At 43.6% G+C, this 22,436-nt stretch carries 18 protein-coding genes and 1 riboswitch; of the genes, 6 read left to right on the plus strand and 12 right to left on the minus strand.

Annotation, left to right across the window (positions count from 1 at the left end; genetic code table 11):
• Positions 1-13: 13 nt before the first annotated feature.
• The 7 genes from AX660_RS06520 to AX660_RS06550 all read right to left on the minus strand — a co-directional run bounded on the left by AX660_RS06520 (position 14) and on the right by AX660_RS06550 (position 7,616).
• The gene (locus AX660_RS06520) at positions 14-985 is read right to left on the minus strand and encodes an urease accessory protein UreD (protein WP_082768759.1); all 972 of its coding nucleotides are present in this window, start codon (positions 983-985) and stop codon (positions 14-16) included.
• A gap of 44 nt (positions 986-1,029) precedes the next feature.
• Entirely contained in the window at positions 1,030-1,725 is a 696-nt protein-coding gene (urtE, locus tag AX660_RS06525; RefSeq protein ID WP_068374189.1) for an urea ABC transporter ATP-binding subunit UrtE, read from the minus strand.
• Positions 1,722-2,525: an urea ABC transporter ATP-binding protein UrtD gene (gene urtD, locus AX660_RS06530; RefSeq protein ID WP_068374192.1), complete on the minus strand. Its 804-nt coding sequence runs from the start codon at positions 2,523-2,525 to the stop codon at positions 1,722-1,724. The genes urtE and urtD overlap by 4 nt, the downstream gene beginning before the upstream one ends.
• Positions 2,522-3,643, minus strand: a complete 1,122-nt coding sequence (gene urtC / locus AX660_RS06535) for an urea ABC transporter permease subunit UrtC (RefSeq protein ID WP_068374195.1) — start codon at positions 3,641-3,643, stop codon at positions 2,522-2,524. The genes urtD and urtC overlap by 4 nt, the downstream gene beginning before the upstream one ends.
• Positions 3,640-5,253, minus strand: coding sequence for an urea ABC transporter permease subunit UrtB (gene urtB / locus AX660_RS06540; RefSeq protein WP_068374198.1), 1,614 nt, complete (start codon positions 5,251-5,253; stop codon positions 3,640-3,642). The genes urtC and urtB overlap by 4 nt, the downstream gene beginning before the upstream one ends.
• A gap of 102 nt (positions 5,254-5,355) precedes the next feature.
• Complete coding sequence (gene urtA / locus AX660_RS06545) at positions 5,356-6,636, minus strand: urea ABC transporter substrate-binding protein (RefSeq protein WP_068374201.1); 1,281 nt, start codon at positions 6,634-6,636, stop codon at positions 5,356-5,358.
• A gap of 41 nt (positions 6,637-6,677) precedes the next feature.
• A complete protein-coding gene (locus AX660_RS06550; protein WP_068374204.1) occupies positions 6,678-7,616 on the minus strand; it encodes a porin in 939 nt (312 codons plus the stop codon).
• 348 nt (positions 7,617-7,964) lie between these two features.
• Between AX660_RS06550 and AX660_RS06555 the strand changes: the two genes are divergently transcribed.
• The gene (locus AX660_RS06555) at positions 7,965-11,345 is read left to right on the plus strand and encodes an ATP-binding protein (protein WP_068374207.1); all 3,381 of its coding nucleotides are present in this window, start codon (positions 7,965-7,967) and stop codon (positions 11,343-11,345) included.
• Positions 11,326-12,213, plus strand: a complete 888-nt coding sequence (locus AX660_RS06560) for a response regulator transcription factor (protein WP_068374209.1) — start codon at positions 11,326-11,328, stop codon at positions 12,211-12,213. The genes AX660_RS06555 and AX660_RS06560 overlap by 20 nt, the downstream gene beginning before the upstream one ends.
• Positions 12,214-12,277: 64 nt before the next feature.
• On the opposite strand, the gene AX660_RS06565 is transcribed toward AX660_RS06560, so the two are convergent.
• Positions 12,278-12,550, minus strand: coding sequence for a ribbon-helix-helix domain-containing protein (locus AX660_RS06565; RefSeq protein ID WP_068374212.1), 273 nt, complete (start codon positions 12,548-12,550; stop codon positions 12,278-12,280).
• Entirely contained in the window at positions 12,510-13,199 is a 690-nt protein-coding gene (locus AX660_RS06570; RefSeq protein ID WP_068374215.1) for an AAA family ATPase, read from the minus strand. Before AX660_RS06570 ends, AX660_RS06565 begins: the two co-directional genes overlap by 41 nt.
• Before the next feature lie 110 nt (positions 13,200-13,309).
• A riboswitch (cyclic di-GMP riboswitch) is annotated at positions 13,310-13,405 on the minus strand.
• Between the two features lie 167 nt (positions 13,406-13,572).
• Between AX660_RS06570 and AX660_RS06575 the strand changes: the two genes are divergently transcribed.
• Positions 13,573-14,634, plus strand: a complete 1,062-nt coding sequence (locus tag AX660_RS06575) for an energy transducer TonB (protein ID WP_068374218.1) — start codon at positions 13,573-13,575, stop codon at positions 14,632-14,634.
• Positions 14,635-14,720: 86 nt separating this feature from the next.
• On the opposite strand, the gene AX660_RS06580 is transcribed toward AX660_RS06575, so the two are convergent.
• Positions 14,721-16,364 carry a methyl-accepting chemotaxis protein gene (locus AX660_RS06580; RefSeq protein ID WP_068374221.1) on the minus strand — a complete coding sequence of 548 codons (1,644 nt, stop codon included), beginning with the start codon at positions 16,362-16,364 and terminating at the stop codon, positions 14,721-14,723.
• A gap of 310 nt (positions 16,365-16,674) precedes the next feature.
• Between AX660_RS06580 and AX660_RS06585 the strand changes: the two genes are divergently transcribed.
• Together AX660_RS06585 and AX660_RS06590 are read left to right on the plus strand one after the other, a co-directional pair.
• Positions 16,675-18,051, plus strand: a complete 1,377-nt coding sequence (locus AX660_RS06585) for an aldehyde dehydrogenase family protein (protein ID WP_068374224.1) — start codon at positions 16,675-16,677, stop codon at positions 18,049-18,051.
• Positions 18,052-18,076: 25 nt separating this feature from the next.
• On the plus strand, positions 18,077-18,496 hold the full coding sequence (locus tag AX660_RS06590) for a VOC family protein (protein ID WP_068374227.1): 420 nt from the start codon (positions 18,077-18,079) through the stop codon (positions 18,494-18,496).
• A 69-nt stretch (positions 18,497-18,565) separates the two neighbouring features.
• Here the strand turns inward: AX660_RS06590 and AX660_RS06595 are convergent, their stop codons facing one another.
• On the minus strand, positions 18,566-19,792 hold the full coding sequence (locus AX660_RS06595; protein WP_068374230.1) for a threonine/serine exporter family protein: 1,227 nt from the start codon (positions 19,790-19,792) through the stop codon (positions 18,566-18,568).
• Positions 19,793-20,387: 595 nt separating this feature from the next.
• Here AX660_RS06595 and AX660_RS06600 point away from each other — a divergent pair.
• Positions 20,388-20,858, plus strand: coding sequence for a Dps family protein (locus AX660_RS06600; protein WP_068374234.1), 471 nt, complete (start codon positions 20,388-20,390; stop codon positions 20,856-20,858).
• A gap of 87 nt (positions 20,859-20,945) precedes the next feature.
• Here AX660_RS06600 and nhaA read toward each other — a convergent pair whose 3' ends face one another.
• Positions 20,946-22,151, minus strand: a complete 1,206-nt coding sequence (gene nhaA, locus AX660_RS06605) for a Na+/H+ antiporter NhaA (protein ID WP_068375301.1) — start codon at positions 22,149-22,151, stop codon at positions 20,946-20,948.
• Between the last annotated feature and the right edge of the window lie 285 nt (positions 22,152-22,436).

Consider the following 22,436-nt stretch of genomic DNA (forward strand, 5'->3'; position numbering starts at 1 on the left):
TTTGTAACGTAATTTAGGTGTACCAAATACGCGGTGCATTTTGCATTTTGTTCAATACAAACTGACGCGCACAGCCCCATAATTGATGAAATGTTTCACGGCAGTGTTCACTGCTTTCGCCCAAGTGGCGGATAACGACCACGCCCTGAAGTTCGGTAACCGCAAATTGCTGTGCAAGTTGTTTACTTGCTAAACACTCTCGCAGTTCGGCTACCAATAACGCTATTTGCTGTGGCTGCTTAAGCAAACTTCCAGCACAAATAATAAAATTGCCGATCACATGTTGGCCACCCAAAGCAATTTTTTGCTGATGTAAAGAGTCGAGGGCCGACAAGTCCAAACGATCATGAAATAGCGGTTTTTGCTTGTAATAAAGGGTGGTGGTTTGTTGTAACTTGCCTTGTTTAAAGCCCTGTTGAATATGGGGTAAACCTAAACACAGTACTTCCCAGCCCATATAACACGCCGAGTCTTCAAGGTAGATCTCCACTTGATTGACGGCATTAGCTTGGTCATATACAAGTGTTTCTAAAGGCAAATATTCCAGTACCGCCGCGTCTTTTACCCTAAAAGAGCAAATTTGGCTTTGGCGATTGCTGGCGTCATTGACATCACTTAGAGCACGGTCGCGAGCACGATAAAAGCGATTTGCCCCAGGGGTGGTAAGTAAGGCGCGACTACCTGGTTCTAAAGTTGCACTGATGCGTAACACATCACCTGAGACTATGCCGGCCGGCGGATGCAACAGATACACATGAGCACAACCATCTGGTTCGGGATAAAAAGCGCGCTGTACTCCAAGTGGGCCTTGGTGACGGCAACGACTCAAAACCGTTTTATTGCCACGTAGCGCAAAACCTAGCTCTAATTCGGCTAACCAGCTTGGTGCTGCAGCTTTATTGTCTGCCGCTTTTTTGTCTATCACTTTAACAGGGTCTGACTCTTTTGCTACTTGAGACACTCCCAGAGCCATATCATCTGGCATATGCGCAACCCTGTATTTTGCCTTTCGGCCTCTTAAAATAAGACCTAAACTTGCAAATAACTTTCAATTAGTTTGTCGTCCAAGTTCTCCATAGGACCAGATGCTACCACTTTACCTCTTTCCATCAATTGAAATTGTTCACCTACAGCGCGAGCAAAAGGTAGTTTTTGTTCAACCAGCACTATGGTCATGTTTTTTTCTTTATTCAACGCCAGCAATACGTCACGTATTAACTGCACAATATTGGGTTGAATGCCTTCATTGGGCTCGTCCAAAATCAATACTTTAGGATTAAGCACTAAGGCACGAGCAATGGCCAATTGTTGCTGTTGACCGCCCGATAAATCACCACCACGACGGGCTAACATTTCTTTGAGTACCGGAAAGTAAGTAAACACTTCTTCTGGAATACCTTTATTTTTTTGACGCAAACAATTAAGGCTGACTTTAAGATTTTCTTCCACCGTGAGCTGGCCAAAGATATGCCGTCCTTGAGGTACATAACCCACACCAATGTTTGGCCTGCGTTCAATCCCGCTGCGGCTGAGATCTTCACCATTAATATGAATACTGCCACTGGCGCTAGGCAACATGCCCATCATACATTTAAGTAAGGTAGTTTTACCCACCCCGTTGCGTCCCATAATGCAGGTTCGTGAACCTTCGGGAATGTGCATGTCTACATCCCATAATATTTGACTGCCGCCATAACGCTGATTTAAACCACTGACTTTGATCATGTCGACTCCTCGCCCAAATAAACTCGTTTCACGTCGGGATGGCTCTGAATTTGTGCCATAGTGCCTTCAGCCAATACACTGCCTTGATGCAAGACGGTAACAGTCCGGGCAATGGAGCGTACAAAACTCATGTCGTGTTCAACGACTACAACTGAATGCTCGCCGGCCAATGAAGTTAATAGCTCGGCGGTACGTTCGGTTTCTTGCAAGGTCATGCCAGCAACGGGTTCATCTACTAACAATACCCGAGGTTTGGCCGCCAATAACATGCCAATCTCTAACCACTGTTTCTGTCCATGAGACAAATTGCCGGCCAAACCATGACGTTGTTCAGTTAAACCTATGGTGGCCAAAATACGCTCGATATCGTCTTTCTGTTCGCCATTGAGTTTATGCCACAATGAACACCAAATTCCTTTGTCCATCTTGAGGCTGAGGTAGAGATTTTCATACACACTGAGGGCTTCAAATACTGTGGGTTTTTGAAATTTTCGGCCAATGCCTGCTTGTGCAATCTCCGCTTCGTTAAGCTTAAGTAAATCAATTTGCTGACCAAAGTTAACCTTGCCTTGATCGGGTCGGGTTTTACCGGTTATCACGTCCATTAAGGTGGTTTTGCCTGCACCGTTAGCGCCGATTAAACAGCGCAACTCACCATCATTGATATACAAATTAAGATCATTGAGAGCTTTAAAACCATCAAAACTAACACTGACATTTTCCATATACAGGATCACGCCATGGCGAGTATCAGGGACTAAATTTTCGGTGGCACCCATGACAGAAGCTTGCTGTTTCATAGTGCTTGCTCCTTGGTTTTAGGCCACAGCTGTTGTGCTTTGGCTTTTAATGTTGGCCACAAACCCACGAGTCCTTTTGGTAGCAGCAAGGTTACCAGTACAAACAAACCACCTAAGGCAAACAACCAGGCTTCGGGCATGATGGCGGTAAAACGCGTTTTGGCATAACTCACCACTAAAGCACCTACTATGGCGCCATATAAAGTGCCACGCCCGCCTATGGCCACCCAAATCACCATCTCGATGGAATTGATCGGTGAAAACTCACCGGGATTAATAATGCCCACTTGTGGCACATAAAGCGCACCTGCGATCCCCGCCAGCACTGCCGAAAAGGTGAACAAGGCGACTTTGTAACTGGCCGTGTTATAACCGACAAAACGACTGCGGTTTTCGGCATCACGAATGGCCATCACAATCTTGCCTGCTTTTGAGTTAACAATGCGGTTGCAGATAAAAAAGGCCAGCCATAACACCACAGCGGTAATAATAAACAGACTTAAGCGGGTGCTACCCGATTGCAGCGAATAACCCAATATGTCTTTAAAGTCTGTCAGGCCGTTATTACCACCAAAGCCCATTTCGTTGCGGAAAAATGCCAGTAACAGGGCATAAGTCATGGCTTGCGTCATGATCGACAAATACACCCCACTGACGCGTGAGCGAAACGCCATCACCCCAAAGATATAAGCTAATAATCCTGGTGCCAGCACCACCATTACCACCATCCAGATAAAACTGTCTGAGCCCGCCCAAAACCAAGGCAGGACATCCCAGTTGAGAAATACCATAAAGTCGGGCAAGTCGGCGTTACCGTAAACACCACGATCACCAATCTGGCGCATCAGATACATGCCCATGGCATAGCCGCCTAACGCAAAAAAAGCGCCGTGACCGAGACTCAAAATGCCGCAGTAACCCCAAACTAAATCAACGGATAGAGCCAATAGGGCATAACATAAATACTTGCCCAACAAGGTAACGCTGTAGTCACTGACATATAAAAAAGAATCTGGCGGTAACAAGCCGTTGGCGAGAGTCACATAGAGCGTCACGATGGCGAGTATTCCAGTAACTCGTTGTACGGGAGTGGCAAACAAGGCCATAAAATTTTTCATTCAACCGCCCTGCCTTTTTGTGGAAACAAACCCATGGGGCGTTTTTGGATAAAAAATACCAAACCTACCAACACGATAATGGTGGCCATAACAGGCCCAGTGATAGGCTCTAAAAATTTATTGAGTACACCTAAAGTCATGGCTGATACTAGGGTGCCCCATAAGTTGCCAACCCCACCAAATACCACCACTAAAAACGAATCGATAATATAAGCCTGACCTAAATTGGGTCCTACGTTGGTTAACTGACTCAATACCACGCCGGCAATACCAGCAATGCCTGAACCTAAACCAAAAGTGGCGGCGTCTACCCAGTTACTGCGTATGCTTAAAGCCCTTGCCATATCACGGTTTTGCGCGACGGCACGTACATGCAAACCTAGGGCTGATTTTTTCAAAAATATCAGCAACATAAAAAACACTATCAAGGAAAAAATAATGATGTACAAACGGTTGAAGGTGACTGAAAACACCGGATTAATTTGCCACGAACCACTCATCCACTCGGGCGCAATAACCTGACGATTAAGGGGTGAAAACACCGTTCTCACCAGTTGTTGTAAGATCAAACTTATGCCAAAAGTGGCCAATAGAGTTTCCAGTGGCCGACCTTTAAGAAACTGGATCACGCTACGTTCAATCAATACCCCCACCAAACCCGAGACTAAAAATGCGGCGGGAATGGCAATTAATAAGGAATATTCAATTAAATTAGGAAAACATTGCTGGATCACATAGGTGGTATAGGCACCTAACATCATCATTTCACCATGAGCCATATTGATGACGCCCATCACCCCAAAGGTAATGGCTAGGCCAATGGCCGCGAGCAGTAATACCGAACCTAAGCTCAAGCCAAAAAAGATATTTTCAGCGTAGGAATACAAATTACGTTGGTTTTCAATACTGGCCAAAGTGGCTTTGATCTTGATTTGTACTTCGGGGCTATAACGCTCTTTATCTTGACTGGCTGCGACTAGTACCTGGCGTACATCAGGCTCTAAGCTTGAATCTAAGCTCTCCAAAGCCGCTAACTGTGCTGCGCTATCTTCTTTGCTGAGTTCTTTTAGGGCAGCAATCAAAATCAAAATGTCTGCTACCGCGCTGTTTTCTTCTTTGGTTTGTCTGTCGGCTAAACGTTTATCACTAATACGAGTGACATCGGCCAGCATTTCACGAGCAGCGTTCAAGCGAATGGCTGAGTCTTGGTGATTAAGGTTTAATTGTGCCTGCAGTTGCGCAATTCCGCTGCGGATACTGTTGGTGGTTTTAACTTTGCTCAACTGATTTTTATTAATGTCTTGGACGACTTCGCCACTTATTACATCAACAATGTTGGCAGTACCATCGGCTTGATCAACAACATAAAAAACCTGTTTATCGGACTTTTGGAAATACACTTCACCTTTGGATAAATGTGTAAATAAAGAGCTTACTCGTTGATCATCTAACTCGGCGATGGCCTCTAACAGCTCAGGCAAAGATTTAAAATTTGCCTCAGGAAGTGCCGTCAGGGCTGTTTCAAAATTTTCAAACTCGGCGGCTTTCAGCGGCCAAGACAGAGCGACGATAAACAACATTAAAAAAATCAAACGTGCAAAAAGTATCATCACGTGCCCACCTAAAAAACTAACAAAAAAGGAGGAACCAATTAAGGTTCCTCAAGGGAGTAAAGGGAGCTTAATCCCTAAACTTACACATGAACTGTTGAACTACATTTTTCCAGAACACTTACCAGTAGAAACATCGTAGTTGCCACATGACATAGGAGGAGTCCAATCCGACATCAGGTTTTTAGAGCTAGGTAAAAAGTCAGACCAGGCATCACCAATAACGGTATCTGCTGTTTGCCATACCACTTCAACTTGGCCGTCGTCTTGGATTTCGCCAATAAATACCGGCTTAGACAAATGATGGTTAGCGTTCATGACAGCTATGCCACCGGTAAGGTTAGGCACAGTGACGCCGATCATGGCTTGTTCAACCGCATCGACGTTGGTGCTACCCACTTTCTCAACCGCTTTGGCCCACATTTTGAAACCGATATAGGTGGCTTCCATTGGATCGTTAGTCACACGTTTGTCGTCTTTGATGTATTTTTTCCACTTAGCGATAAACTCTGAGTTGCCTTCAGATTCAATGCTTTGGAAATAATTCCATGCGGCTAAATGACCCACCAATGGCTTAGTATCAAAGCCTGAAAGTTCTTCTTCACCGACTGAGAAAGCCACCACGGGAATATCTTGAGCGGAAATACCTTGGTTACCCAATTCTTTATAAAAGGGGATGTTAGCATCACCGTTAACGGTTGATACCACTGCAGTTTTCATGCCCGCAGAACCAAACTTTTTCACATCAGATACTATGCCTTGCCAATCAGAATGACCAAAAGGTGTGTAGTTGATCATGATGTCTTTATCTTTGACGCCCTTGGATTTTAAGTAGGCTTCCAGAATTTTATTGGTGGTACGTGGATAAACATAATCAGTACCTAACAATACCCAACGAGTCGCGCCAATTTCATTCATTAAATAATCAACCGCTGGAATTGCTTGTTGATTAGGTGCCGCGCCGGTGTAAAACACGTTTTTAGACGACTCTTCACCTTCATATTGCACGGGATAAAACAGTAAACCGTTAAGTTCTTCAATCACCGGTAATACTGATTTACGTGAAACTGAAGTCCAGCAACCAAAGATGACATCCACCTTTTCTTTGGCGAGTAATTCACGAGTTTTTTCTGCAAACAAAGGCCAGTTAGAGGCAGGGTCAACCACTACGGCTTCAAGCTTTTTACCTAACAAACCACCCATTTTATTTTGCTCTTCGATCATCATCAAAACGGTGTCTTTGAGGGTGGTTTCACTGATGGCCATAGTGCCCGACAATGAATGTAGAACACCTACTTTGATGGTGTCGGCGGCGCTTGCTACTTGACTAACTAAACTGCTAGCGATAATTGAGCTAGCAATAAGGAGCTTTTTAAATTTCATTATTCAATTCCTATTTTTATGCGGGTAATTTATATAAATGATTAAAAGGTAATCAGAGCTTCAACAGCCAAATAATCAACATCTACGCCATTGACTTCGTCCATGCGGTATTCAAACACCATCAATAAGTTGTCGTTAACTGAAAAGCTGGGCGAGATAGTGAAACCACTGGCATCTTCAAAAGAAACACCGGCAGCGTCTTCTACTTGGTAATCGTGGTATCTAAGTGTTAAACCAAAAGAACTAAACGCATAATTTGCCATTAACAAATAACCATCTGCTTCACTGCCTGCAAACGCTGTGTCTTCAGAAGAGTTATATTCAGCGGCCAAGGTTAAAGAATCGGCTGAGTAAGAGGCCCAGGTATTTAACATCTTGGTATCGCCATCCACTGAATAAAAACCTTTAAACGTGAGGCTTTCGGTCGGCATAAACGCCACCATAGTTTCTATACCTGGATGCTCAGAATCTGTTGATTGTGGGCCGGCTAAGTCGTTAACCACTGAAACCGCCACGGCAAATTTGTCGCCGCTATACAAAGCAGAGATACCTTGCTGATAATAACCATAAAAATACTGGGCATAACCGGTGCCTGAATACTGAAACAAACCCGTGGGCTCTTCAGCTTCCCAGCCCGAGTAGCTTAAAAAGCGACCGGCTTTTATGCTTAAGTTGTCAGATATTGCGTACGAGATAAAGGCTTGTTCAACATCCACACCTTCAGCATTATTTTGATATTCCACGTCCACTGTTGCGGTCAGTTTGTTGCCAAAATCATAGCCAAAATTTAATTCAACTTGGTCGATGCCAGAGTCATGAGATGAGCCCAGTCCATCCACATCGATAGACAAATAGGACATGTCAATAAAACCACTCACACTTAGATTTTTAGCTGATATTTCAGCTTGTGCAGCAGTGGTCATGCCTAGAGATAGCAAAAGTGTTGCGGCTATCGGGGTAAATTTAGTGCGTAGGTTCATGGTAGTTTTCCAGTAGTAAAGTTAAAAAGTCCGTTAACAATGTGTGTTTAGTTTTTGCTTTTTTTACTTTTGTTGAGAATGCCGCTTAATGCACAAAGCGATTTACGACTGGGTTTAGTATGTGCTGGATTGGCAAGTAACAATATTGGCAAAAACGCGCACTAGGCTACGTAAAACTGCGCATAGGCAGAGGGAGAGGGATTGTGTAGGATACGCGCGTGCGTTATATCTTTAAAATCCCGGATTCTTATAGGTAAAAGTAAGCAGAGTCACTGGCGAAAAAGACTGGCTCGAAGTTGGCGCAAGGCTTGTAACACTAGCCACTCAAAGGAAAAAACTAGGCAGTTCATGCATTCGATAGAAAATATATTACCCACACGCAGAACCTACAACAAACTTGTTGCCAATGAGATGATGGAAGATTTTGCCCTGCGTTTTACCGCCCGGCGCGCACGTCAATGGTCCATGAGTCGCATTGCCGCTACGGCATTGGGTACAGTGTCATTTTTAGTCTTAGAAGCCATTGGCGGCGCCATCACCTTAAACTTTGGTTTTGCCAACTCGGTTTGGGCAATCTTAGCCTTGATTGCAGTGGTATTTCTGACCGGTTTACCCATCAGCTACTACGCCGCCAAGTATGGGGTAGATATAGACTTACTCAGTCGTGGTGCGGGTTTTGGGTATATCGGCTCCACCATAGCATCATTGGTTTACGCCTCGTTTACCTTTATCTTTTTTGCCCTCGAAGCCGCCATTATGTCTATGGCCTTGCAGATATTATTTGGTTTGCCACTGGCCATTGGTTATGTGGTCAGCGCGCTGGTAGTGCTGCCACTTGTCACTCACGGTATCGCCTATATCAGCCGCTTTCAGGTGTGGACCCAACCCTTGTGGATCATCCTACAACTGGCCCCTCTGTATTTTGTATTTCGCCATGAAGACAGCCATTTTCTTGAGTGGATTAGCTTTAATGGTACGGCAGGCAGTGAAGGCCAGTCATTCAACATCATGTTGTTTGGGGCTGCGTCTGCGGTTTTGTTGTCGTTGGTGGCACAAATTGGTGAACAAGTGGATTTTCTGCGCTTTTTGCCCGAATCACCTAAACGCTCAACCTGGCGCTGGTGGGCTGCACTTATCACGGCCGGCCCCGGCTGGATCATCTTTGGCGCGCTTAAACTTTTATTGGGCTCTTTTCTGGCTTATTTTGCGCTGACTCAGGGGGTACCAGCAGCACTGGCAGCAGATCCGGCACATATGTACAATTTGGCCTACAGTCTGGTGTTTGATAATCCCACCATCGCCATTATCGTAGCGTGCAGCTTTGTGGTGCTTTCGCAGTTAAAAATCAATGTCGCCAATGCCTATGCTGGCTCCTTAGCCTGGTCGAACTTTTTTTCGCGAGTCACGCATAACCATCCAGGGCGCGTAGTGTGGATGGTTTTTAACGTTGCCATTGCGTTGTTATTAATGGAGCTGGGGATATACCAAACCATTGAAAGCATGCTGTCGGTGTATTCAGTCATCGTACTGGCCTGGCTAAGCTCAGTGGTCGCTGACTTGATTATCAATAAACCCTTGGGCCTTAGCCCCAAACACATTGAATTCAGACGGGCCAAGTTATATGACATTAACCCAGTCGGCGTGGGCTCGATGATCATCGCCACCTTTGTGGGTTTTACCGCCCATTTTAATTGGTATGGTGAAACCGCCCAGGCGTTGGGCTCGTTTATTGCCTGTGGTTTGCCTTTTGTCACCGTGCCTGTGATTGGGTATTTAACCAAGGGCAAATATTATCTGGTTAAAAATCCGCAAACGCCCATTACAGTCACAACACGCTGTCATATTTGTGAAAACGAATTTGAACAAGAAGACATGAGTTATTGCCCGGCCTATCAAAAGCCGATTTGTTCTTTATGCTGCTCATTGGATGTGCGCTGTGGGGATAAATGTCGGCCAGATGCCACGTTATCTAAACAATCCCAGCACTTTTTTAAACGTTTCCTGAGTACCCGTTTATTACACCTAATGACAACTCCGCTGGCCCAATTTATTACGTTAACCTTGGGTATGAGCATTATCGGCGCCGGTATTTTGTTTTTGATCTACCTGCAAGTACCGCTGGCAGACGAAGCGGTTAAAGATGTATTTAAAGTCACCTTAGTGAAAATATTTTTCTTGTTGTTGATCATCATCGGCATCGTCAGTTGGCTGTTTATTTTAGCCCGTAACAGCAATCAATTAGCCCTCAAAGAATTACGTTCATTGGCAGAAGTACTGGCCACGGAAATCAACGCCCATGAACACACTTCTCTGGCGCTGCAAGATGCCAAAGTGGTGGCCGAATCTGCCAATGAGGCCAAAAGCCGTTATTTGGCAGGTCTTAGCCATGAATTGCGCACCCCTTTAAATGTTATGTTGGGGTATGCGCAACTGCTCAGTCAAGACGAAACCCTACCCCTTAAACAACGGGATATTCTGGGCATAGTGCGGCGTAACGGCGAACATTTGGCTGATTTGATTGAAGGTTTATTGGAGATTTCAAAAATTGAAGCAGGCCGAGTCACTCTGCATCGTGACGAGATCAATCTAAAAACCACCCTGCAACAATTGGTGGATATGTTCCAGATGATTGCGCGGCAAAAAAACATCGAATTTCATTATTTGCCCAGTCTTAATTTGCCAGAAATAGTCACCACTGATAAACAGCGTTTTCGGCAGATTTTGATTAACTTAATTTCTAACGCGATTAAGTTTACCGAACAAGGCTCGGTCAGTTTAAAAATTACTTATCGTAACCAAGTGGCGACTTTTAGCATTATTGATAGCGGCATTGGCATTGCCAAAAGTGACCAAGACGCCATATTCAAACCTTTTGAACAAATCCGTAATGCTCAAACTCAGGCCATTGGTGGAACTGGCTTGGGCTTGACGATTTCGCGCTCACTCACCGAATTAATGGGCGGCGAAATTACCTTGAGCAGTGAACTGGGTAAAGGTTCTACTTTTAATTTACGTTTGATGTTAGTGGCGCCAAGTAAACAAAATATCAAAGCCGAGTTTACGCCCTCTAAAACGATTGGTTACCATGGTGACCGTCAAACAGTGTTGATCATTGACGATGAAATCAATCAACGTTTAATGATGTCTGAGATCCTGACTCCCTTAGGATTTAACGTATTATTGGCCCATGATGCCGCCTCGGGCTTGTTACAACTAAGTCAGTCACACATCGACTTACTTATTTTGGATGTGCGCATGCCTGATGTGGATGGTTGGCAAATGGCCAAGCAATTACGTGAACTAGCCTATAATATGCCTATTTTGATGGTGTCAGCCAATGCTCGTGATGCGGATCATACTCAGGCTGCCGACGGTTACCATAATGGCTATATGGCCAAACCTATAAACTTGCAGGCCTTGGTCAATACCATAGGTGGGCTACTCAATCTGCAATGGCAATATCAAGAAAATATAGCCATTGATAATGTTTCCAGTAAACCGGCTACTCGGCGTAAAACACGTATTGGCAAAAAGCACTACCGAGAGTTGATCACCTTGGCAGAAATCGGTTATTTGTCAGGTTTCAACGACAAATTTGCCCAGCTACAACAAAACTTTGATTTACCCACCGAGGTGAGTCAACAAATCAAGACTTACGTTGAGCTATGTAATTTTCCCAAAATCATTCAGTACTTAGAGGAACGGTGTCATGCAGAACACAATGAGTGATGTCGTATTAGTCGTGGATGATTCACCTGAGTCTTTGGGCATGCTCAATATCGCTTTGAACAATCAGGGTTTTACCGCGCTGGTGGCATTAAATGGCATTCAAGCCTTGGCGATTGCCGAAAAAGTGCGCCCCGACGTGGTACTACTCGATGCCTTGATGCCTGAAATGGATGGTTTTGAAACCTGCCGAAGACTCAAACAAAACCTACCTAATACCCCGGTTATCTTTATGACGGGGCTGAGTGATGTAGAAGATATTGTTAAGGGTTTTGAAGCGGGTGGTATTGATTATGTAACCAAACCCATCTCACCCGATGAAGTGATTGCCCGCATTAAAACTCACATTCGCACGGCCAAACAAGCGCTAAGCGCCCATGATGCATTGGATCATGCAGGCAATACGGTATTTTGTGTCAATGAGTTAGGGCGATTGTCGTGGGCCACGCCTAGAGTGCATCAGCTAATGGATACACTGGCTAGCACTGACGCTAGCCCTTGGGCCACTATCGCACCGCTTATCAAACAGTGGCTGCAAGGAGATCATTCGCAAGATTTACTGATCCCTAGTTTTAGTCAGCCGATTAAACTGGCTTATGAACGCCAGCAAAACGATAAACATTTGTTACGTATTATCCAAGCCAAAACCGAAAAAACGCCGGCGGATCTGCAACAAAGCCTGCCCATCACCAAGCGCGAATCCGAGGTGTTGTATTGGGTGTCTTACGGAAAAACTAGTTGGGAAATTGCACAAATTCTTAGCATGAGCCCACGTACGGTGAATAAACACCTAGAGCAAATTTATAAAAAACTCGGCGTGGATAACCGGACCTCGGCAGCGGCGATTTCTCTGAGGATCTTAGGGGTATAAGCCTGAGAGATAAGCACTGCATGTGCATAATGTTTCGCAGCTAAAGCCGCTTCTACAAAAAATATTAATGGTTCATCTGATTATCCAACCATTGCCTGATTAAACGAGACTTCGCCAAACCTGTTTGACGCGACAAGGCATTTAACTTTGCAATGGCGACCTTACCCAAGGTAAAGGTCGCTCGCTTTAATGGCTCGTCCGACAAGCCTGGCTCTTCATGCATTGAAATCAATTTCAATCCACAAGCATAATATTCGGCGCCTTGGATAAACTCATCTACGCTAAGATTTTGGTGCTCAGCCGACGGCGCGGATTTTTTCAAACTGCTCAGTGACATTGTGCTGTCCTTTACTAAAAAGTTCTTCAACCATCGCGCGGATCTCGGCAGCGGCCTTGCCATCAGGTTCGATTTCCATCACCGACTTGCCTGATTCTTCGCTGTCATCATAAATATTGCGGGCATACGTAATGGCATCGAGCACATCCACTTCAAATGAACGACAAACGTCTTTGGCCTCCAATATGCGTGACGCTAATGAGGGCAATGCAGGACATTGAGTGATCACAAAGGCGGCATTCATTTTAGGATTGACCATTTTACAGGTCGAAACGATGTCTTCCATGTGGGTCACGGTTTTTAGGTCACGGCGTTTAGGACGTAAAGGAATTAAAATATGGTCAGCCACTGACATGGATGAACGTAAGGCCAAATTATCCTGACCACCACAATCGACAATCACGTATTGGTAATGTTTACTCAAACTCAATAATTCATTACGGATTTTACCGTAAAGTTGCACACAATTGATGTTACTGAGTTTGGATGAGCTGTTGCGTTCTTGGATCCAATCTGAGGTAGTGCGCTGTGGATCACAATCCACCATTAATACGGTGGATTTTTTTTCGGTGCGTAAATACACCGCAATATTTTGTGCTAGACAGCTTTTACCGCTGCCACCTTTTTCACCGCCAACTAAAATAATCATATTTTTATCCTTAAAAACGAGGCTCTGCTGGTTCAGAGCTGGTCGTTAACAACTGAGATAATGCGTAAAATATGAAAAAGAAGTTCCAAGCTCTTAAATAAACAAGCTTGTCTGGTAACCCCGCTATCATAGTGCTTACTGTTGTTCAGCGCCTTAGACCGGAAGCTTTGCGTCACAGACTTTCATCTGTTTTGCCTTTTTCACAATGACAACATAAAACGCTGGGAACTATTTTTCCACTCAAACAGGGCATAGCCAATTATTACTAAGGATTAGATTTCATACCCAAGCACAAGTTAAAACTGCAGATTTGCTTTATAGATCTTGGTCGTTTATCTTCTCTAAATTAACTAAAGAAATCCAAGGAAGAAACATGAAAACAAACATAGGCACTCTGATTTACACGGGGATTTTATTGTCCTCATCGAGCTATATTTTTGCCCAAAATAACGACAATTTGTCAGAACATATAGCCACTGTTATTAATGCTAAATCCATTGAGCGTATAGCACCAAAATATCCAATGTCTGCGGCCAGAAGCGGCCAAGAAGGTTGGGCAAAAGTGAGCTTCGTCATCGATAAAGAAGGTAACGTTGTTGATCCTATAATCCAAGATTCCAGTGGCTTAAGCAGCTTTGAAAAAGAAGCGTTAAGAGCCGTAAAAAAGTGGAAATACAGTCCGGCCATGCAAGATGGCGAAGCCATTGAGCAGTGCCAAATGCTGGTGCAAATGGACTTTGTATTAGAGCAGCAAAAAGGGGTTACCCGTAAGTTTAAGGCACGCTACATCGACATCACCGACGCCATTGCCAATAAAGACTTAGCACAAGCCGCAACTATGTTGGCTGAGTTAGGTGATAGCCAGTTATGGAATCACAGTGAAAGTACCTATTTTTATTTAGCTGATGCTGTTTACGCCAAAGCAATAGATGATCAGGAGCGCGAATTAAAAAGCGTAAATCGTGCACTTTCCGGCTCAAAAGAAAAGCTCTCAAGTGACTCCTATTTATATCTCATTCAACGTCAGTTTATTTTGAATCTAAGCAGTCAACAGTATCTGAATGCCTTAGAGAGTATTGAAAGATTAGAGGCCACAGACGACAACGAAAATTTACTGACAAAACTCCAGCCCTATGCGGAACAGGTCAGCCAATTAGTTAAGGGCAGCGAGCCCCTACTTATGGAAGCCACTATTCATGAAGGTGGTCAGTTTTACCACAAACTCAGCCGCGATACGTTTGCCTTAGCGGTAAATCAGGGCTCACTAGACGAAGTGCAAGTTAGATGTGCCAATAAACGTTCGCGCTTTACCGCAGTAAATGGCAATCAATGGCATATTCCTAAAGCATGGGGACAATGCACTATTTTTGTAACCGGCATGCCGGAAACCAAATTTGATGTCTTTGAGACGGGTGCCTATGTGGGTGAAATTTGATAGAGTTGAGTGCTTAGCAAGCGGTAATTTTGTTGTTGCTAAGCACAAGATGACAAACCGCATTTGTCACAGCAAAACGAGTCGGTTTATCTAGCCGATTTATTTAATTTAAAGTCTTTAGTGGAGCTATTAATGTGTTGGTAGATATCTGCTAGCACTCTGGAAGCTTCATCCATTTTATGTACGTGTTGTTGCGAACTATTACTCTGGGTTTCAATGGCACTGAGCGCTGCATTGATATCTTTGGTTTGGCGGTCTTGCTGGGTCATTTCCTGCTCAATCACGTGATTTAAACGATTAATCTGATTAAACGCCTCATGCAATTTATCCACAAATTCCTGGGATTTTTTTGCCTGCTCCAGACTAATCGCGGCCTGTTCTTTACCCTGGCTCATGGCCTTGACCGCTCTATCCGCTTCAGCTTGCAGTTTTTTGATATTATCTGAGATCTGTTTAGTCGATGCTTGGGTTTTAGTCGCTAGCGTTCTGACTTCATCGGCCACCACCGCAAAACCCCGACCGGATTCACCAGCTCTGGCTGCTTCAATGGCCGCATTTAAGGCCAGTAGGTTGGTTTGTTCTGCAATGCCATTGATTACATTAACCACGTTACCTATACCGTCAGTATCCTTTTTGAGGGACTCGATAATGTCAGAGGCATGATTAGTCGCATCCAGCATGCTCTGACTGGTATGCACATTATCTGCAAACATCACTTTGCCCTTGTCTGCCAGGGTATTTGATTCACTAACAAAGGTATTTGCCTGATGGATAGCATCATTCACTGAATCATTAGATTGTGTCATGTCATGCATGTTGCTGCTGAGTTTATTGGTTTCGTTGACTTGGGTGGAAATGCCTTTTTTAAAATACTCAAAAGCGGCAAATAACTCTTCGATAATGCTGCCTAGATGCTGTACGTCTTTAACAATGCCACTGAGTACTTTGCTCAAACCCAGTTGAATCGATTGAAAGTTTTCACCCACCTGACCGATTTGATCGCGGGTCGTCACATTAATCTCACTGGAAAAATCACCTATGGCGATATGTCTCGACACCTTAGCTACATCATTTAAGGGCAACAAAATGCGGCTATTTACAAACCAGCTAACTAACAACAAGGTCATGATACTAGCCAGCACTAAAATAACATTGCTGTATAACAAGGCATTGGCTGATTGAGTTTCCATGGCTTTTTTCATGGTAGTGATTTTTTGGTTAACGACGTCGATTGCCTTATTTAAATTTTCTGTTGGTTCGCGATCAATGCCTTTAACACTCTTGTCTGCCACACTGATATTAAAATTAGCCTCAACAAAGGCACTGTGGCCGTCTTGGTAAGCACTGAGCATAATTGGATAGTTGCCGGCAAAAGCACTTAAAGGCGCATAGGCCGGATGGCTTGAGTCCATTTGACTTAATAATTGGCGATAATGTTGCTGAATTTGTTCGGCCAGTTTGTTGAAACTGCCCCAATATTTGCGCAATTGTTCGGGATCATTGCCGCGTATTAGTGAGTTTTTCCATTCTTGCACCTGAGTTTTAAACTCGACATTTAAGGCGCCCACCTCGGCCATATAATAAACATCATGATTAACTGTATCGCTGTATTCCTGGATAACCGATTTCATTGCGGAAAATCCCGAAAAAGCTGCCGTTAATATAATCAGCAATGCTGAAACAAATAACAGCAACAACTTGTTTCTGATGTTATGGCGTACAAAATTCATGTTTTTAAGATCCTACAACGACTGAATTCAAAAGGGCGGCATTCTATTTGTGGTCTTTGACAAAGAGATGACAAAGAATCGCAAATATTTTAATAGCACAAAGCTTTGTTATTTAACGGCCCAAGTCTTTAATACTTAACGACAATAAGTGCAGCAAACCTTATACGTAGATTACACATAAAATTCATCAATAATTTACTGATTTGAGCTTTTTTGTTAAAACCTGACAATAGAGGCTATGAAAGTGGTCGAACCACAGGGTATAGTCTGTCGCTATTAATGCCCGATTCTATTAATGCAGTGAGATGATATGCAAGCCGATGTTATTACTAACCAAGTTAACCACTTAAAAACCACATTTAGTTCGGGTATTACCCGTGACCTTAAGTGGCGTTTAGCCCAACTCAAACAACTTAAACTCATGTTAGTGGAGCAAGAAGCTGCATTTTTAGCTGGGCTAAAAAGCGACTTAGGCAAAAGTGAACAGGAAGCATGGACATCTGAAATAGGTTTTGTGGTCAGCGATATCGATCATACAGTTAAACACCTCATTAGTTGGGCAAAGGCGCGTAAAGTATCGACACCGATGTTTGTACAACCGGGTAAAAGTTATTTGTTACCAGAACCGCTGGGTACAGTATTAATTATTGGCGCATGGAATTATCCACTGCAGCTAGTGCTGGCTCCTTTAGTGGCTGCCATTGCTGCAGGTAATTGCGCCGTGCTCAAACCCTCTGAATTATCGGTTAAAACAGCTGAATTACTTGCCTTGTACCTGCCACAATATTTAGATCAAAACGCTTATCAGGTTGTGACGGGCGCAGTGCTTGAAACCACCGAATTATTAAAACAGGCCTTCGATCATATTTTATACACAGGTGGCGAAGGGGTTGGCAAAATCGTGATGCGTGCAGCCGCAGAGCATTTAACCCCAGTTACTTTAGAATTAGGTGGCAAGTGTCCTTGCATCGTCGATAGCACTACCGATTTGACTGTTACTGCCGCGCGGATAGCCTGGAGTAAATGGATGAATGCGGGGCAAACCTGTGTTGCTCCTGATTATGTGCTTATTGAAAAATCATTTTTAACGCCTTTTATTGCGGCGCTTAAACAAAAGATCAGCGAATTTTACGGATCTGATATCAGTAAAAGTAAGGACTATGGTCGTATTGTTAATGCTCGTCATTTCGCGCGCCTGACTAGCTATCTGCAAGATCAGGATGTTATTTTGGGTGGTGAGATGGATGTAGATACTAACTATATTGCACCTACTCTTGTGCTTAATCCCAGTGCTGACAGCTCGGTGATGTTAGAAGAGATTTTTGGACCTATTTTAATTATTTTGACGGTCGACAAGATTCAAGATGCCATTCCACTGATCAACAGTAAACCAAAACCATTGGCATTGTATCTATACACCAAAAATACCCAATTTGAGCAACAAGTACTAAGTCAAACCAGTGCCGGTAGCGTAGGGGTGAATGACGGTATGATGTTTATGGCGAATCCGAGTTTACCTTTTGGTGGAGTGGGCAACAGCGGCATGGGGGCGTATCACGGCAAATTTGGTTTTGATACGTTTAGTCATCTCAAATCCGTATTAAAACGCAGTTTTTTGTTTGATGTCGCCTTACGCTATCCGCCTTTTAGTGCGTCAAAACTTAAGATCTTGAAAAAACTGCTGTAAGTTCCGGAACATATAAGGAAGAAGTATGGCTGTCATGCCCTTTCATCTAGCAATCCCCGTTGACTCTCTTGCACATGCTCGCGAATTTTATGGTGAGCTATTAGGCTGTGCGCAAGGTCGCTCATCTGAGCAATGGATTGATTGGAATTTTTTTGGCCACCAACTTGTTACTCATTTGGTGGCGCAGATGCCAAGTCGCCCTACACCTAATGAAGTTGATTCTCACGCGGTGCCAGTCCCCCATTTTGGTGTGGTATTAGCTTGGGATGATTGGCAGCAGTTGGCCGATAAACTCACCGCTGCCAAAACACATTTTATCCTTGAACCCTATATTCGTTTTAAAGGGCAAGTAGGTGAACAAGCGACGTTGTTTTTTCTTGATCCTGCCGGTAACGCGTTGGAATTTAAAGCCTTTAAAGATCTTGGCCAATTGTTTGCAAGTTAGTTGGCGAAGCTTAAATTTCGCCAGCTTAAGCGACTATTCGAAAAACAGGGCGAGTCGCGCTCGTCTAATTTAAAGGGCTTTTTTAGTGGGCATCACTACGTTAGCAAAGATCAAACCTGCCACCAGTGACATAAAGATTAAAAACACTTCCTGACCTATATGTTCTGCCTGCACAAAATCCTGTCCTGAGATAAACGAATTTAAGCCAATATAGGTTTTAGAACCGGGTACCAATACAATCAAACCGTGCATGGCCACTATTGTGGAAGGTGCATTAGCAATGCGGGTAAACAAATTAGCGTAAACGCCTAAGGCAAAAGCGCCAACAAAGGTTCCTAGACCAAAATCTAAATACGCCGAGCTCCACGTTGATGCACCATAGGCAATAAAAGCCGATAACAAAGCCCAAGGTATATGTTTGACTCGGGTACGAAATATAGCGACCAAGGCAAAACATAATAAAAATACCGCCACCCAAGTTGCCCAGTAAGGCAGCGAAGGTTCGGGTACAAATTCGTTTGCCCCAAATATGCTAAAACCCACACTGATACCCAAAAACGCGCCAAAATACAGTTTAAATAACTGCATGATCGCATCCATTATTCGGGCCGTACCCGACATCAAATTGCGCGAAGATAATTCTGCTAAGCCCATCGTCAGCGCCAAACCAGGCACCAAAATAATCACCGATGACAAGACCATCAAAGGGATATTAATGCCCGGTGCAAAATAATAACTAATGGCGCAGGCCAGTAAACCCGCCACAAAGGAGGTGACTGGCTCAAGCATTAAATTCACTCGTTTAGAGTACTGCGCCCACAGGGTCCAAAAATACGCTACCAATCCCAATAAGCCAGACCACATTACCTCACGTAAACTGGCGCCCATCAACATGGCAAAGGCGCTGGTTGCACCTAAAAAAGCCAAGCCAGTCAACAGCTTGCCATAAGGGCTTGGCATCATGCTGATTTCATCTAAACGTTTATCCGCTTCACTCAAAGTGAGTTGCCCTTCTAACAATTGAATGGCTAACTCATCGGTAAGGGATAACAAATTCATATCTAAATCGCCGGGATCAACCCGTGCAGCATGGTTATATTCGTCTTCGTGTTTATCACTCCAAATCACAAAAGTAAGCGAAGTAGGGGTCGATAAAAAAGAGGCATGCACCCCTAAATACAAAGCCACTTCATGCAGGTAGGCCTCAAGGCGAAACGCAGGTGTACCGTACTTGTGTAACATCTTTCCAAGCTTAACGATAAATCGGCGGATCTGAATAAATTCGCTTTTGTCCACTGCATCCTACTCTGAGTTTGGCTATACACTGCCGGGGTCAATAAGGCGCGGATTGTAGTGACTGGAACGCGATACTGCAATGCACATTTTTTAGCCACTAGGATTAGATTAACTAATACTAGATAAAACTACAAACAGCTTACAAATCACTAACAATTATCGTCATTAAAGCGCGGTTTTAGCCGTGTTCCTTAGCTATTTTTTTCTAGCGGATTGCTCGACAGTTAAGGGGGCGCATACTTGGTCACCATAATAATTATTGGGGTAATTACATTGTTTTATACGCCATTGTGCTGCCAGTTTAACCTGCTTTGGAAAAAGAAATTGTTGAATTATAAATTGCATAACCACCTCGTTTAATGTGAGTTTGTTATCATCCTTGAGCTCAAAGTAATAACAAAATGAGAAGAATCGATTAGGCCAATCGTTTTTATATGCTGAGGTTATTGCTTGAATAATGCTAACTTAGCCTCATGTCAGTAAGTGACAAGGTGATTTATGCTTAAGCGATTTGTATAAATATTGAAGGCATTATGTTTTATATCGCAAGCACTGCACCGCAAGATCTTAAACCAAGCTAATTAAGGAGCTATGTATGAGCACTATTGATATTGGAATTAATCAGGTCGATCGTCAAACTATTGCCGACGGGTTAAAAAGTCTATTGGCAGATACTTATACCCTGTATTTGCAAACCCATAATTTTCATTGGAATGTCACTGGCCCACGTTTTCGTGAGTTACATTTAATGTTTGAAGAACACTATACCGAGCTGGCCGTTGCTGTTGACGACATTGCTGAACGTATTCGTACCTTGGATGTTGCGGCACCCGGTACTTATAAAGAGTTTGTGCGTTTGAGTTCTATCGACGAAGTTGAAGGTGTGCCTGAAGCTGCTGAGATGGTGAAGATCTTAGTTAAAAGCCATGAGGCGGTAGTGAAAACGTGCCGTGCGGTATTAAAACCCGCTCAACAAGCTGATGACGAATCAACAGCGGCGTTAGTATCCGATCGCATGCGTTTACATGAAAAAACCGCGTGGATGTTAAGAGCCTTAACTCAATAAGGTTAATTGCACTTTAACAAGCTCGCCTATGCTAAACACAAGACCCGCCAGTTGGCGGGTCTTTTATTTTAAACTACCGATTGCACATTAACTTTGTGCTGTAATCTCTGGATCCTTGCTGAGAGTTGCATCTTTGTTGCTTGCTTTGGCCAGCAAAAATGCGCCCACTAAGGCTGAAATAATAGAGCCAAAAAGCACACCTACTTTGACGCTGGTTTGGTATTGTAAAGGTTGGTCTTCAAAAGCCAAGGTGCCAATAAACAAACTCATGGTAAAACCTATACCACACAGCAGAGTTACACCATAAAGTTGTAACCAGGTCGCTCCTGTTGGCAGTTTGGCAAAACCTAACTTGATGGTAAGCCAACAAATGCCAAAAATACCCAATTGTTTACCAATAAACAGGCCTGCTGCTATGCCGACAGTGATGGGGTTAAATATCGTTTCCATGCTGATGCCCCCTAAAGATACGCCGGCATTGGCAAAAGCAAATAAAGGTAATACCAAAAATGCGACCCAACTATGCAACTTGTGTTCAAGGTGAGGCAGCATGGCATGCCCATCTTCATTTTTAAGTCTTAATGGAATAAACCAAGCTAGGGCAAAACCCGCTAAGGTGGCATGTACACCTGATTTTAATACTGCAGCCCATACCACTACACCAATGAGAATATAAGCGCCTTGAGTGCGAACTTTAAAGCGATTAAAAACAAACAATACCGCCATGCCGCTTAATGCCACAACCAGCGATGTAGCGGATAAATCTTGTGAATAAAACAAGGCAATGATGACAATGGCACCAATGTCATCAAAAATAGCCACACTGAGTAAAAACAGCTTTAAGCTAAGTGGTAGACTTTTACCAAATATAGTAAATACCCCAATGGCAAAAGCAATATCGGTAGCTGAGGGAATAGCCCAGCCCTTTATGGCTATGGGGTCATTAAAATTGAACCACACATAAATCAGCGCAGGGACAGCTATACCTGCAATGGCTGCCACACCTGGCAAAGTAATTTGTGATACGGATGATAAGCTGCCATCAAGGATCTCACGTTTTATCTCAAGTCCCACCAGAAAAAAGAATATGGCCATTAAGCCATCATTCACCCATAAAATCAGTGGTTTAGCGATTTCAAAATCGCCAAAACGAATACTCACAGGGATTTCCAGAAAACCCTGATAAAAACCGTTGAGTGAGGTATTGGCCATGATCATGGCAACTACGGCTGCAAAAACCAGAATAAAACCACCTGCGGCTTCATGCTTAAATATGTTAGTAAAAATACTCATAGCAGATGAATTTTGCATGAAAATATCCTTTTGTGGGTGGTGAGTTTAGCTTCAGTCATAAAACAAGGGCGCTGAATCCTGCATTTTCAAATGGTTTGGGTATATAGGCCCCTGCAACAATTATTACTGCTTCGTATTTATGGGTACTACCGTCAATATTACCAAGTCTTATTCACACTTTATTGGTTATGCCATGCTTGTGTAAATAAAATTCAAGTCTTTACTTAGCACTTTTGACAGGATCTGCTAGTAGTTAAGTTACTCATTATTACATCTACAATACGA

Source organism: Paraglaciecola hydrolytica (genome assembly GCF_001565895.1).
GTDB lineage: Bacteria > Pseudomonadota > Gammaproteobacteria > Enterobacterales > Alteromonadaceae > Paraglaciecola > Paraglaciecola hydrolytica.